Origin of the sequence: Sphingobacterium alkalisoli, assembly GCF_005049105.1 — a bacterium.
Taxonomy (GTDB): domain Bacteria; phylum Bacteroidota; class Bacteroidia; order Sphingobacteriales; family Sphingobacteriaceae; genus Sphingobacterium; species Sphingobacterium alkalisoli.
The window spans coordinates 512,227-526,283 of sequence record NZ_SUKA01000003.1 but is presented as its reverse complement, the minus strand read 5'-3'; the positions used below and the strand labels follow the sequence as shown (position 1 = coordinate 526,283).

The following is a 14,057-nucleotide window of genomic DNA, read 5'->3' as shown; positions in this document are numbered from 1 at the left end:
ATTATTCTTCTCCCGATCGCAACCGCTGTATGTATTCACTAACGCTTATGCCGGCCTGTGTTTTAAAAAAGCGACTGAATGAATAGATGTAACTATAATTAAGCGCATAAGCAGTCTCGGTAGCGGTATGCCCCGCGCGGAGATATTCTTTTGCTTTTTCCAATAGCAATTCTTCTCGTAGGTCGCTTAAGGTCGTGCCAAAATAGCGCTTGTAAGATCGGCTTATGGTATCCGAATCGAGCTTTAAATCTGTTTCTAATCTTTTCAAGCTGGCAGACTGTCCTTCGTCTTCAATATACAGCGCCAGCAGGTTTCGGGCATTTACGGCAATGCGCTTATCATGCTGCTCTTTGGTTTGCTCCTGCCCAACTTTTTCCAAGGAGAGTTCGATCAGTTGGATCAGCTTAGCGTAGATAAAAGCTTCGTTATTGAGCTGCTTCGCGCGTAGTTCCCTACAGATGATCTCGATCTGCAGCTTCGTCTGCGGGCCGACTCTAAAATCGATACTGCATTGTGGTTCCGCTGCTTTATCACGGTAGGCGCTATTATTTGCGCTTTATAAATTCTATGGAGTTTTCGCCGTTGGGATCATTTCGAAGATATCCTCGAAATGATCCGAAAGCTGCGCGTATCATGGTAAAAATATATAAGTACGGTTATCAACTGCATGCAGTCGTTAAAGGTGTTCCGTTTTTATTTAAGGCCAAGATTCGCGTTAGCATTAAAAACTATGGAATTTTAAGGTCGGTTGTAATGTAAGCAAACATTTTAAGGTGAAAATTTACGTTTACCTTAAAAAATGGATTGTTTTAAGGTGTGATGATCTTTTTTTTACATATATTTGTATATGGCTTATAAAATAAATCCAGATCGTAATAAACCATGGAATGAATTACCGGAGCTGCCTATTGAGCAAAAAATTTATCAATCAATAGCTATTTATGAACAGCTTGGAAATGCCAAAGCTGCGCTAGGTCGTTTACAGGGGCGAAGTATTGTAATTCCAAATCAAGGCCTGCTCATTAATTCAATTAGTTTACAGGAAGCAAAAGCTTCAAGTGCGATTGAAAATATTTTTACAACAGATGATGAGCTGTATAAGGCTTATAGTCAAGACCAAGTTAAACAAGCAAGTGGACCAGCAAAAGAGGTGCTCAATTACCGATCGGCACTTTGGGAAGGTTATCAATACTTAAATGATGATCAGAAATTCGATGTAGCTTATTTCGAAAAAGTATACCGTGCGGTTACCGGATATAGCGATGGGATCAGACCTCCGGTCGCGCAGACATATATTAAACAAGGAGGAACCGGACTAAATGCAGGAAAGGCTATTTATACCCCGCCTAGAGGAACGGGAATTATAACAGCGAAGATTAACAATCTAATTGATTTTATGAATGACGATCAGATATACCCTTTAGACCCGCTATTGAAAATGGCTATAGGACATTTTCAATTTGAAGCAATCCATCCTTTTAGAGATGGGAATGGGCGTACTGGTCGTATCTTTAATATTCACTATCTGACAAAAAAAGGCTTGCTCGATTACCCAATCCTTTATTTAAGCCGTTATATCCTCGAAAACAAAGAGGAATATTACGCCGGATTGGCAGGTGTTACCCAACGTGGCAACTGGGAAAAGTGGTTGATATATATGCTCAAAGCACTAGAGGTAACAGCAAATATTACTTATAATAAAATTAATGATATTGTCAGCGCTAAAGATGCAATTTTACAGTTGGTTGAAAAAGAAACAGATTTTAGTAGACCAGCTATTTTAGTAAATGCATTATTTACCCAACCATTTACTCGTGTACAACATTTGGATACCGATTATGCCGAAAATACCGCAAGAAAGTATCTTGATCAACTAGTAGGTATGGGCGTATTAGAAAAGAGAATAATGTCTGGAAGTGCTTATTATCTTAATTTGGAACTTTACCGCATTCTTTCTGAATAATTTTTCATTCTTCTCCCTTCCGCAATCGCCGTACATATTCACTAACGCTTATGCCGGCCTGTGTTTTAAAAAAGCGACTGAATGAATAGATGGAACTATAATTAAGCGCATAAGCAGTCTCGGTAGCGGTATGCCCCGCGCGGAGATATTCTTTTGCTTTTTCCAATAGCAATTCTTCTCGTAGGTCGCTTAAGGTCGTGCCAAAATAGCGCTTGTAAGATCGGCTTATGGTATCCGAATCGAGCTTTAAATCTTTTTTCAATCTTTTCAAGCTGGCAGACTGTCCTTCATCTTCAATATATAGCGCCAGCAGGTTTCGGGCATTTACGGCAATGCGCTTATCATGCTGCTCTTTCGTCTGTTCCTGCCCAACTTTTTCCAAGGAGAGTTCGATCAGTTGGATCAGCTTAGCGTAGATAAAAGCTTCGTTATTGAGCTGCTTTGCGCGTAGTTCCCTACAGATGATCTCGATCTGCAGCTTCGTCTGCGGGCCGACGCTAAAATCGATACTGCATTGTGGTTCCGCTGCTTTATCGCGGTAGGCTGCAATGAGTGGCTTAAGAAAATCGTAGGGTCGCTCGTTGCCGTGCCGAAATATCCGCCCGCTAAAATAAAGTCCGAAGATCTGCGAGCGGCCCTTAGGCAGTTCTATCGCGTAATCATCTGGTGGCAGATAAAGGTAACGTGCCCGCTCGCAAGCAATGTCGGTAAGGGGCTCGGCAGTTGTATCGTATAGAAAGAGGGATCCATCACTGGATAATACGTACAGGATATGGAGATCGCTCCGGTCGATTTCAAGTGGAATCATGCGAGCCGCTTCGAGGGTGACATCAAGGTGGTAGAGGAAGCCCCGCTGCCCGTCAAATTCCTGTAGGATGGCCTCGTCCTTACCGGTCTTCCAGTAGCTGGCTTCGGCATGCTGCATCAGGAGGGTAGGTTCGAGTTGTAGCTCGCCGAGGCTTTCTACCGAATTAAAATATTCGTGGAGCTGTAAATGGAAACTTTTCTTCATAATCGTTTAGTATTTAATTAGTTAAATATAGGTTTTAAAGTTCCGAATACATTTTTAGAAAAACGAAAGTAAGCCTATAATGCCATTTGCTACCCCATAAAGTGCCGTTTGCCTATAATCTTTTTGGCAAACAACATCATTACCTTATGCAACCTGCATCTTACCTACAGGAGCTTTGATTTCGTTTCTTTTTACCACAATTTTATCTCGATCGATCGCTAGTCTTCAGTGCCTGAAGCCGTAAATCCGGTGCGAGACCGGACTATGGTTTTATATTGACATCATATTCAAAATGGAATTAAATCAGCTTTTGGAAATGTGGGATGTATTAGCCAATACGCCCATTTCCCTAGAAGAGATGACCGACTTATTACAAGAAAGAGATCCGGCGCGCAAGTGCCAGATCATCTTTCCGCTAGAGGTCGAATCATAAAATAATCTTAAAAGGCGAGGGCAACGGAACTTCTGTTGCTCACGCCTACTTAACCAATGTATAAATAACAATTGTTAGTATATATATATGAACAACATATTTACACACAAAGGCATCTTGTCGGGTAACGACAGTGCGGCATTTGCTTTCTTTTCCGCCAATGTGCACCATGTATTGGGTATTTCAGCATTCGACGAGCAGGTCGACCTATTTCATAAAGCGAATAGTTTCGCAGACCAACAGGCCGGTGATGCGCATCCGTTCTTACTTGCTGATCTACCATTTAACGCGGAGTGGCAAATGCTAACGCCGGGTATCATAGCGACTTTTCATTTTGGACATTATCGACTTTTACCGCTTTTGCTGGCCCTATCTCATATACCCATCTGTATAATGGTGAGCCAGACGGTCAAAGAAAAACAACAAGCGTATTATCAGAACATCCTAGATGAGGAGAGGTGTGCAAACGTAGGCTTTATCGTCGCGGAGGACCCGCGCTTGTTTTTTCAGATAAGGTCTTACCTCGGGAAGGGATATCACATCCTCTGCTATGTGGATGGGGGTAAAGGACTGGGAAAAACTGAGTTGCAGACTCATGCCATGTCAATGGATTTTTTGCACTGCACGTTGTGGATCAGAACTGGATTTGCGCATATAGCGTACCTCAGCGATGTGCCTATTTATGCCGCCTGGGAATGCATGGATCGTAATAATAACCGAGAATTTAAACCAACTATTTATCGGCCGCTGGCGAATGATTCAAGAATCAATTTTGTTTATCGTTGCGTCCATGCGCTATATGCTGATTTTGCGCGTAGCCTGAGATCCCGTCCATTTGCATGGGAAAATTTATTTTATCTGCAGGACAGCATCCGGCTCTCGGCAGATAAGATTTACCTCCCAGATACAGACCGGTATGTGCCTTTCAGACAGGAAGATCATTACTTTATACTGGATAAATCGAATTATCTATCGTACCCGTTGAATTTAGATAAGTTCGATAGATTATGTAATATTTTTTGTCAACAAATAACTATTTAAGTATATTGTTTTCCTTTAACGTAATATAACTACGGATCACAAGTCTCTTGAATGCCGATTGCTTATGAAAAAACTACTACTACTGGCGGAAAAATTACGTCCGCATATTACTTTTTGGGTCATCTATGGGCTGTACTTCTACGGTATGAACGTCTTAGAAAATCCGCGTATTTCATGGCTCACTGTTATCGTTACTATTCCGGTCTTTGCTGTCGTATTCTATAGTGTACTGGGGATTCTTGTAAAGTACTTCCTTCATGGGAAGCATTGGCGCGGAGCAACGTATTTAATTTTATTTTACGGGCTGTCTGGCCTCTTGATATACTATGTATTATATGGAATGAACAATACGGCGTTATATTATGGAAACTACCTGGTCCCAGATCGTAATTTTAACTGGCGGGAGTTTGTACAGTCGGTGCTGGTGATGATGGGTAATTTTAGCATACTGGCATTACTATATTTCCAGTATCGGAGGAAACTGTACGCTGCCGAGCAAAAGACGACAGAAATGGAAAAGCGTCTGGAAGCCGAAAAGCTCAAAAGTAGGTATGAATACACCTCATTGGCCGCACAGGTAAGTCCGCATATCATGGCTACTATTTTTGATGACTGGAAAAAAAAGGCGAACCCCGACCAGCCAGAACTAGCAGCTATCGTAGAAGATACCTATCAGCTCATGCTCTTTTACATGAAAGCCAGCGATATGGACGGCCCTGAAACCATACTGCTCCAAGAGGAAATCCAGCAGGTAAAACGCTTCTTAAAGATACAGCATACCTCCAGTCACGAGCAACTGCATTTCTCCTGGAATATAACGGGCAACGTCTTTCGGTTCGTCGTGCCACCGACTACATTATTATCACTGGTAAAAAACGCCTTGAAACATGGCGACCTGTCAGATCCCGACAAGCCGTTACAGATTGATATCAGCACCGGGGCGGATGCGTTTTCGTTGACAATAAGCAACCGGTTGAGAAAAGGAAAAAGTACTGCAAGCCATGGAACGGGGTTGAAAAACCTAGAACGGAGGCTAGATCTCATTTTTGGAGATTGCTACAGTTTTAATACAACAAGAACGGACAACGAATTTATCGCGCACTTGCACGTAACCATATAAACACATAACAACACACAGATGAGACGAAAAATAGTAGGTATTATCATTGATGACCAGCGAAAGTATATGGATGATTTAATGAAAATGTTTGAACGGATATATCATGTCGAGATAGCAGGCTGCTTTGAGGACGAGCAAGACGCCTTGATATACATGAGAACGAACCCGGTAGATTTTATCATTCTGGATATCGAACTAAAAAAAATGACCGGATTTGAGTTTATCACCTTACTGACGGATAAAAACATACAGATCATCTTATATACGGCACACCACAGCTATGAAGACCGGGGCTATGACCTCCGTGTAGCGGATGTCTTATTGAAGCCGGTGTCTGAAAGTCGACTGAAAGGCGCATTGCGCCGCTTGGACAGTGAGCTCGAGAAGCTGATCCCAATATCTGAAGATTCATTAGAGGGACACAATTCTTATTTCAATATCAAGGCCCATATAAAATATTCCCGTGTGATCATCTGGCTTAAAAATATCATTTACATCGAAAGTAGGGATGGCAAGCTGAAAATTTACCTCGTCGGCGAATCAGAACCGCGCATCAGTAACCAACCATTTAAGGAGATTCTCGAGGTATTGCCCAGTAAATGGTTCAAACAATGCCAACAAAGCTTCGTTTTTAACATCAATTTTTACAGGGGATTTTCCAAGAAGACCGTTGAACTAACGATTAGGGAATCGCAGTTTGCAACGGCACCCAAGCAGCAAGGCTTCAATAAAAAGCCAGATCTGAGCGAAAGAATAACGTTGCCAGCCGGGGATAGGCTTGTTTATAAACAGTTCTACAATTTTGTAGACAGCAACACATTTGGAACCTAAATGAAAGACCATGAAAAACCAAAATGAAAAAATATTACTGACACTTGTGGCTATGCTGGAACTGCTGCAAAAACGTCTTCCGGGATCAGAAAATCAGCAGGGGGATGAAAGACAAAATGAGGCGGAGGAGAAACAGATCGCCTATACGGAAGAGGAATTAATGACCGTGCGACAGGCTTACCTGGAGTTGAATGTATCGCGTACCACGATCAATAAACTACGACGGGAGGGGAAGTTGACCAGCCTTAACCAATTGAAAAACGTGCGGCTCATACGCGCAGAAGTTATTGCCGCGAAGAAGTGGTACAGTGGAAACAAAGGTAAACTGTAATTGCCCTTAGCTTAAATTTCGATGATGCAATTTATCTTTTATTGCTTTGCCAACTTTATTATGCCCATTGACCAATATCCCTGCGAATAGTAAAGGACAAAAGCCACACCTTGTCGTACCACTTGTAAAAATCATTACTTATACAATTAACAGGACGGTGCCGACGGTGCCCAACTGCATTTGCAATTGCTAACGCCGCATTTGTGTTCGCATATGCGGCATTTGTGTTTGCTAGTCACGCATTTGGGATTGCGTTTACCGCATTCGCAAACACGTGCGATGTATTTGCAATTGCTAACGCCGTATTTGTGTTTGCATATGCGGCATTTGTATTTGCTAGTCACGCATTTGGGATTGCGTTTACCGCATTCGCAAACACGTGCTATGTATTTGCAATTGCTAAAGCCGTATTTGTGTTTGCATATGCGGCATTTGTGTTTGCTAGTCACGCATTTGGGATTGCGTTTACCGCATTCGCAAACACGTGCTATGTATTTGCAATTGCTAAAGCCGTATTTGTGTTTGCATATGCGGCATTTGTGTTTGCTAGTCACGCATTTGGGATTGCGTTTACCGCATTCGCAATCACGTATCAGGTATTTGCAATTGCTAACGCCGCATTTGTGTCTGCATATGCGGCATTTGTGTTTGCTAGTCACGCATTTGGGATTGCGTTTACCGCATTCGCAAACACGTATCAGGTATTTGCAATTGCTAACGCCGCATTTGTGTTCGCATATGCGGCATTCGTGTTTGCAAACGCCGCACTTAGGTTTGCTACCTGCGTTTTTTAGATTTAGTTCCGTGCATTTGCAATCGCTAAAGGAGTAGAGTTTGACCAACTTTGACCAGTAAAATGGGCGATGTTGAACAACCTTGACCATCTTTGACCATAAAATCTCAAAACAATTTGTGTCCCTACATCTTTGGGACATGATACACAAACAGCACCTTCATTTACGTGGCCCGCCTAACGAAATCCACCGCTTCAGATACTTAGTTAAGTATGGTTTCGGAAAGTAAGTCATGTCCAAAATTTTTAAATAATACAACAAATCATGAGAAAAGAAAAGGTGATATCAAATTACAGTCCATGGTCCGACTATGAACTATCTACACTAGCAGGTAGAGTGCTTAAAGCAATGCAGGACACGAATGCAATTGCAAATTTCCCGACGCCTAACCCTGCACTAGACGTGCTCGAAACGCTGGTAAACAACTATATAGCGCAGCATGAGATTGCGAGCAGGCGCGGAAGCGCATTGGAGATCAGTCAGAAGAATGAGAGCCGCGAGGCGTTACTGGTTGGTCTTCGTAATCTGGCGCACTACGTCAATGAAATAGCCAACGGACAACTGTCTATGCTGCTCAGTACTGGGCTGGTATTGGTTGCACAACCCTCATCGTCGCAGTTACCCCTGGTACCACAAAGGCTACGCCTGCGCGACGGTCGCGTCAGCGGTATGATGCATATTGATATGACACCCGTTAAAGGAGCCTGGGACTATGAGATAGCGATTGGCGGCAGCATCAACGAGCAGGGCGAAATTCAGTGGAATCAGACCTTGATGACGACCTCTTCCCGTGGCAATTTCGTAATGGAGCTGACACCCGGGACGCAATATTACGTCCGTGTCCGTGCCCGCAATGGAAAAGGAACGGGAGATTGGAGCGAACCGGTATCCTTGATCGCGCGATAATGATACTCGTAGTAAAACGTATTCGGCAGGGGAAAAACAGTACCCTGTCCGAATTATTTATCGACGGTAAATTTTTCTGCTATGGACTGGAGGACTCGATTCGGGAAGTCAAGATCAAAGGAGCCACGGCCATACCAGCAGGGAAGTATAAGCTAGAATTGAATACCTATGGAGCTATGAATGCCCGGTACAAGAAACGTTTTCCGGATCTGCACCGCGGCATGATCGAGATAAAGCATATACCGAACTTCTCGTATGTGTACATCCACATCGGCAATAATATCGGTGATACCTCGGGATGTCTACTGGTTGGCGATAGTTATAAGCAGGAGAAAGACAAAGACAAGGATTATGTCCTGACCAAGTCCGCGAAGGCGTATAAACGTCTGTATAGCTTGCTGATAGGTTCAGTGGCAGAGGGTGAAGCATGGATCGAAATTGGTAACCCGTGATTGGTGATTGGTGACTAGGGGTTAGTGACTGGTGAATCGTGACTGGAAATCAGGAAAACGGGTAGCCGGAATCAGGAATTGGTGAGTCGTAAATCGTGACTGGTGACTAGGGGTTAGTGACTAGACTGTTTTTCTCGTCATCGCGAGGAGCGCAGCGACGTGGCGATCTTTAACGTAGTTAATCTAAGACTGCTTCGTCGTGCCTTCTCGCAGTGACGTGATAACAACTTTTGATCTCACTACTAAATACTAAATACTTAATACTTAATACTTAATACTTAATACTAAATACTTAATACTTAATACTATGCGTAGCATCATAAACAAAATAAGCCGAGCGGTACAGGTGGTACTGTTGGCTCCAATTAAATTACCGGGCAAAGCCCTGAATATTCTGAAATACGTCGCCGTGGGATTAGGCATCATCGAATCGGTACTGGATAACGGAAAGGAGGGACCGGATATCGGGAAGCAGGAATTGGAGACCGGGAAACAGGGATCGGATAACGGGAAGCAGGAATTGGATATCGAGGAGCAGGAATCGGATATCGCAAAGGAGGAACGCGATGAAGCCCCTGAATAATGTGCAGATAGGTACCCTCGGGGGTACCATCTGTTCCGTTTGGGCAAGCATCCAATGGGGCGATATCTTACAAACGGCAATCCTATCGGCCGTGGGTGCTTGCGTCAGTTTCTTGGTGAGCAGGCTACTGGCTAAGACGATAAAAAAGAAACATCCGCAGTAACGGAAATGTCCTGCAAACAGTAACCGAGTAGGTGTTACTGTTTCGCAGGACATTTATTGATTTGCCTTTAACTTATATTTCGGTGCCTCAGCTCATCCTCTAGGGCCTTGCCCGTCTTATTGTGCCTACTGACCAAAATCCCTGCAAATACCAATGGACAAAAGGAAAAAAAGGTTACCCCATTTTTCCATATGCTATACAGGGATATACCTATTAATAAGCCAATAAATCCTGCACTTATTATTTTGTTGGATTTTGTTTTCTGAAGCTTGTCTAACAGCTCTTGGTCGCTTAGCGCTTTAATTTCGTCTTCTTTCATAAATTCATGTTAAGGTAGCTCAACTTTTGAATGAAGGTAAAAATTTATTTGATAAGTTGCTGCAAAAATTCTTATTCCAAAATAGTTCACCAAGGTTAATAAAGGGCCTAGGTAGAGCATAAGTAAAAGCCTGGAGCCTTTTGTGATAAGGGCTCTAGCTTTTTTTATCTTTTACTGATGTACAGTTTTGCTTTTTATTTCGTTTTGGTAAGCTTATAAGTAAATGTTGTTTTCTTATCAGTCAAGTCCCAGGTTGAGGTTTCAGCTAACACTTTCTCGGGATGATGTTTACTGATATCCCGAAGTGCATTGCCAACGGATTTACGTAAGTATTCACTATCATCAGATTTGTGTAAACTGATGAGCTGTATGGCTAAGGTAGGATTATCTTTAAAATAAGGACGACTTGTCCAGATACGTAATCCTTCAATAACAGCTCTTCTTATATTTGCGTTTTTGTCTGACAGCCACTTTTGTATGGTTGGTAAACTTTTTTCATAGCCAATGATCTGGCAGTAATGATCAAATGCTTTTGCGAGCATTTCCTGCACTCTCCAATTAGTGTCATGTGCAATCCGTGTTTCCAGCATTTCAAGTGCGCGAGGATCGTCTGCAGAAAGCTGCCCGAACAAATAGGTCGCCAACATCCTTACCTGATAATATTCATCGGTTGAGAAGCTTACAGCTAGGTCAAAAGGATTGTCCGGTTTATCTTTTAGGATGAGACTACCAGCTTCGACAATGTGCTTAAAGCCGTGTTCAATTTTCTTTATACCTTCCAATAGTTGATCCATATTACCCAGTTTATTGACCCTCACCGCATTCATTCTTGATGTGGAAAAAGTATAGTAAACTTAGTGAAAAGTTATTTGAAAAGTGTTATATTAGTATAAACAAAAATATGACCAGCGTTGCCCGTGGCTCAACCGCCTACAGTTAGTAAACTTAACGCAATCTATTGGATATAGAAACATCGCCCATGTTTGGGCTGAGTTAAGAGGAAATTATTTAAAACAGTTAATCAAAATAAACGGATATGAATACCAATTTTGTCCACGAGTGGCTCGATGCATGGAACAGCCATGATTTAGACAAGATAATGGAACATTACAGCGAAAGCATAGATTTTGTTTCGCCCATTATTCAGCAAATGGGAATAAACGCGGAAGGCAAAATTTCTAATAAAAGTGATTTAAGGGAATACTTTTCAAAAGCCCTGCGAAAATATCCCGACCTGCATTTTGAATTCTATCACGAACTCAAAGGAGCACATTCAACGGTACTGTTTTACCGAAGCGTGAATAATTCCTTTTCGGCAGAATATATGGAATTGAATGATGAAGGGAAAGTAAGTAAAGTCAGAGCACATTATAAGTTTGGCGAATAAAAAATGCATGGACTTTCAAGCTTTACTATATAAGTTTGGACGTATGATGTTCTATTCGTGAATGTGGCTTTTTTGTTCAGATTACTCTTGTTTAGATTGATTTTAAATAAGTATATTTGCGCCTGTATGTTGAAACTGCCGAAATGTTTAAATTAGCTGAATCATCGTCGTTGAACATCAATGATGAAACCTTTACCGAGATATATAATACGTATTGGGAGAAAGTGTTTACCATATGTTATAAGAATACCGACGACCTAGAGGTCGCGAAAGAGCTGGTGCAGGATATTTTCAAATCGCTTTGGGAAAGACGCGACACCTTGGAGATTAACACCTCCTACGAACGTTATCTATTGCGGGCTGCTAAGCTTAAAGTTTTTGAATACATCCGCAATAAGCAATTACGGGCACAGCATTTAAAATGTGTTGCTGAACACAGCCAAAAACATTCGAACATCACGGAAGATACCATCATGCAGCGCTCGTTATCAGAAACATTAGAAATGCTGGTAGAACGCCTACCGCAACATTGCCGTCAAATCTTTCAGATGCGGCATCAAAGGGGATTGACCAACAGGGAGATTGCCGGCCTGTTGACGATTTCGGAGCGCACCGTCGAATACCATTGGGCAAATGCTTTGAAGTTGCTGAAGAAAAAGCTAGACGGAAAATACAACGCCGACTTATCCTAACTTTCCATATTTATTTTTGTATTTTTGTACAAACTATCGTGCTAATTAGCTATGGATATTTCCAAAGAACTTATCGCAAAATACCATCAGGGGCGCTGTTCCGAACAGGAAAAGGCGCAGGTGGAAGCTTGGTTAAATACGGATAGTGATGAAGTGTTATCGGCACCGTTGGAAATAGCGGATAAAAATGCGATAAAAGAAGACATATGGGGCTCTTTAAAGGCCGAAACAATTGAAAAAGAGCCACGGGAGAAAACGGTAATTACCTTTATAAACAACCTCCGCTTGCGTAGCACATATTGGGGTGCGGCAGCTGTTTTAGTAGCTGGTTTTATATGTTTTTGGGTACTCGATAGTGGTAAAACACCGTATAACAACCAAATAAAAAACGATCAAACAGTAGCTGGCAGCGGCATAGCTGGTGTAAGTGTCGTGACAGGCGAAAATAGCAAGGCCAATTTTATTGATAAATTAGAGCTCGTTAATTTTTGTGGCACGGTAAAAGTTACCGTAAATAAAACCATGAGACTGGCATTCGCGGCCAAGAATTCGTATGATAATAAGGAATATCGGAAAGAACTGTTGGTCAATGCGGGCGAAACCTATTTTGCCTTGGATCTTGGTGATCATAAAAATAGAGAGATTATTGTCAAAAGTGAGCGTGATCTGAACGACTTACCTCCGTTATTACAAAACTCGTTACGGGCACAGTTCGGCATTTAAGCACATGAAAGAAAAGAATAAGGGGAAGGTTGGTGTTATCTTAATTCTCTTCGGTATGCTGTGCGGCATGCTGTCTTTTACTTCATGCCAACCGGAGAAAGGAAGGGAAAAGCTTCCTTACAGCATGCTGTTCATGACGACAGATGGACAGCAGTACATCTGGCAGGCCGAACAGCTTGATACCGGTACGATAGATCCCGTGATAAACGGGGCTTTGCTTGACCGTCCAGCCAAAATCTGGTACTACATGCTCGTTCGCGATGGCTTCTATTACTTTGTAGATTCCAAAACCGAATACCTCATTAAAGGGAAAATACAGGATAAAAAGTTTTTACGGCTAGATTCCGTATACCTGGAAGGATTTAGTTATCCCGACAATGCACTCTTTCTCGATGATAGGCACCTTTTTATAGTGAACCATAGCGTCGGACGGAAAAAGAAGCGTTATGCAAAGATCAATGTACAGGATATGCGTGTACACATTGACGAACTCGCTTTGGATGCACCCGCAGGTCCTTTCGATAATATGTCGGTCGGGTTTGTCTATAAAAGAGGGGAACAGCTATGGATGGGATATACGTACCATTATACCAATTCGGAAATGGGCTATGGATCTGCCGACACGGTATACGTGGCGCAATTCTCGTATCCGGAGATGAAGCTGCTCAATGTCGATAAGGATGCACGTTCAACCTATCCTGGAAACGTTAATACGGCGCAGCAGAATACGTTTGAAGATGAAAAAGGCGACTTCTACTTTATGTCTGCTCCGGGAATTGTGCGCGGTGCAAATCCGCAACAACCCACGGCAATCTACCGGATCAAAGCAGGAGAGCAGCATCTGGATACCTCATACTTTTATAATGTATCGGACTCGCAAATCCACAACCATGCGTATGGTATGTGGTACCTGGGTGGCAACAAAGCTATTGTCCGTAGTGAACGTAAAGATCTATTTCGCGATTATAAAGAACATTACCTGCTACCGCACAATGAGTTCTACGAAATCGACCTTTTGGATCCGTCCTATAGCCGTAAATTAGATCTGCCACTCGATAGAGGGTCTTCGCGTACCTGTGTATTGGTAGAGGGTGATACAGCTTACATCACCATAAATGACGGTAAGGGCAATAATGATGTCTGGCTTTACCGAACAAAAGACCAACACCTCGAAATGGGCTTACATATAGCCGGAAACATCGATTATATCTTCCGTCTAGAGCGGCTACATACCGAGTAAACCACCTTATTTAAATTTATTCTAAAAAAAGATAAGATCGCATTGCGGAAAATACGCAGTTGTGCTA

The 14,057-nt window shown here is 42.4% G+C and carries 18 protein-coding genes; 14 read left to right on the top strand and 4 right to left on the bottom strand.

The features are described 5' to 3' along the window. Position 1: 1 nt before the first annotated feature. Positions 2-379: a helix-turn-helix domain-containing protein gene (locus tag FAZ19_RS11850; RefSeq protein WP_169305645.1), complete on the bottom strand. Its 378-nt coding sequence runs from the start codon at positions 377-379 to the stop codon at positions 2-4. Between the two features lie 468 nt (positions 380-847). Between FAZ19_RS11850 and FAZ19_RS11845 the strand changes: the two genes are divergently transcribed. Beyond that, entirely contained in the window at positions 848-1,963 is a 1,116-nt protein-coding gene (locus FAZ19_RS11845) for a Fic family protein (RefSeq protein ID WP_136820932.1), read from the top strand. Between the two features lie 4 nt (positions 1,964-1,967). On the opposite strand, the gene FAZ19_RS11840 is transcribed toward FAZ19_RS11845, so the two are convergent. Continuing rightward, positions 1,968-2,975 (bottom strand): helix-turn-helix domain-containing protein, encoded by a 1,008-nt coding sequence (locus FAZ19_RS11840; RefSeq protein ID WP_136820931.1) that lies wholly within the window; start codon positions 2,973-2,975, stop codon positions 1,968-1,970. 520 nt (positions 2,976-3,495) lie between these two features. Here FAZ19_RS11840 and FAZ19_RS11835 point away from each other — a divergent pair. The 9 genes from FAZ19_RS11835 (at position 3,496) to FAZ19_RS11800 (ending at position 9,629) form a co-directional block, all read left to right on the top strand. Beyond that, the gene (locus FAZ19_RS11835; protein WP_136820930.1) at positions 3,496-4,449 is read left to right on the top strand and encodes a hypothetical protein; all 954 of its coding nucleotides are present in this window, start codon (positions 3,496-3,498) and stop codon (positions 4,447-4,449) included. Positions 4,450-4,513: 64 nt separating this feature from the next. Beyond that, positions 4,514-5,569 (top strand): sensor histidine kinase, encoded by a 1,056-nt coding sequence (locus tag FAZ19_RS11830; RefSeq protein WP_136820929.1) that lies wholly within the window; start codon positions 4,514-4,516, stop codon positions 5,567-5,569. A gap of 18 nt (positions 5,570-5,587) precedes the next feature. Beyond that, positions 5,588-6,400: a LytR/AlgR family response regulator transcription factor gene (locus tag FAZ19_RS11825; RefSeq protein ID WP_136820928.1), complete on the top strand. Its 813-nt coding sequence runs from the start codon at positions 5,588-5,590 to the stop codon at positions 6,398-6,400. A gap of 10 nt (positions 6,401-6,410) precedes the next feature. Next, a complete protein-coding gene (locus tag FAZ19_RS11820; protein ID WP_136820927.1) occupies positions 6,411-6,731 on the top strand; it encodes a MerR family transcriptional regulator in 321 nt (106 codons plus the stop codon). A 203-nt stretch (positions 6,732-6,934) separates the two neighbouring features. Further along, entirely contained in the window at positions 6,935-7,525 is a 591-nt protein-coding gene (locus tag FAZ19_RS11815; RefSeq protein ID WP_136820926.1) for a hypothetical protein, read from the top strand. 264 nt (positions 7,526-7,789) lie between these two features. Then, entirely contained in the window at positions 7,790-8,431 is a 642-nt protein-coding gene (locus FAZ19_RS11810) for a fibronectin type III domain-containing protein (protein WP_136820925.1), read from the top strand. Next, positions 8,431-8,883, top strand: coding sequence for a DUF5675 family protein (locus FAZ19_RS11805; RefSeq protein WP_136820924.1), 453 nt, complete (start codon positions 8,431-8,433; stop codon positions 8,881-8,883). The genes FAZ19_RS11810 and FAZ19_RS11805 overlap by 1 nt, the downstream gene beginning before the upstream one ends. A gap of 307 nt (positions 8,884-9,190) precedes the next feature. Continuing rightward, the gene (locus FAZ19_RS23880; RefSeq protein ID WP_169305644.1) at positions 9,191-9,466 is read left to right on the top strand and encodes a hypothetical protein; all 276 of its coding nucleotides are present in this window, start codon (positions 9,191-9,193) and stop codon (positions 9,464-9,466) included. Next, the gene (locus tag FAZ19_RS11800; RefSeq protein ID WP_136820923.1) at positions 9,450-9,629 is read left to right on the top strand and encodes a hypothetical protein; all 180 of its coding nucleotides are present in this window, start codon (positions 9,450-9,452) and stop codon (positions 9,627-9,629) included. The genes FAZ19_RS23880 and FAZ19_RS11800 overlap by 17 nt, the downstream gene beginning before the upstream one ends. Before the next feature lie 67 nt (positions 9,630-9,696). Here FAZ19_RS11800 and FAZ19_RS11795 read toward each other — a convergent pair whose 3' ends face one another. After that, positions 9,697-9,948 carry a hypothetical protein gene (locus FAZ19_RS11795; RefSeq protein WP_136820922.1) on the bottom strand — a complete coding sequence of 84 codons (252 nt, stop codon included), beginning with the start codon at positions 9,946-9,948 and terminating at the stop codon, positions 9,697-9,699. Between the two features lie 194 nt (positions 9,949-10,142). Further along, a complete protein-coding gene (locus FAZ19_RS11790) occupies positions 10,143-10,742 on the bottom strand; it encodes a DNA alkylation repair protein (RefSeq protein ID WP_136820921.1) in 600 nt (199 codons plus the stop codon). 242 nt (positions 10,743-10,984) lie between these two features. On the opposite strand from FAZ19_RS11790, the gene FAZ19_RS11785 reads away from it, so the two are divergent. The 4 genes from FAZ19_RS11785 to FAZ19_RS11770 all read left to right on the top strand — a co-directional run bounded on the left by FAZ19_RS11785 (position 10,985) and on the right by FAZ19_RS11770 (position 13,990). Next, positions 10,985-11,335 carry a nuclear transport factor 2 family protein gene (locus FAZ19_RS11785; RefSeq protein WP_136820920.1) on the top strand — a complete coding sequence of 117 codons (351 nt, stop codon included), beginning with the start codon at positions 10,985-10,987 and terminating at the stop codon, positions 11,333-11,335. A gap of 143 nt (positions 11,336-11,478) precedes the next feature. Further along, on the top strand, positions 11,479-12,027 hold the full coding sequence (locus tag FAZ19_RS11780) for an RNA polymerase sigma-70 factor (RefSeq protein ID WP_136820919.1): 549 nt from the start codon (positions 11,479-11,481) through the stop codon (positions 12,025-12,027). Between the two features lie 51 nt (positions 12,028-12,078). Next, positions 12,079-12,750 carry a hypothetical protein gene (locus tag FAZ19_RS11775; protein WP_136820918.1) on the top strand — a complete coding sequence of 224 codons (672 nt, stop codon included), beginning with the start codon at positions 12,079-12,081 and terminating at the stop codon, positions 12,748-12,750. 4 nt (positions 12,751-12,754) lie between these two features. Further along, complete coding sequence (locus tag FAZ19_RS11770) at positions 12,755-13,990, top strand: hypothetical protein (protein WP_136820917.1); 1,236 nt, start codon at positions 12,755-12,757, stop codon at positions 13,988-13,990. The last annotated feature ends 67 nt before the right edge of the window (positions 13,991-14,057 follow it).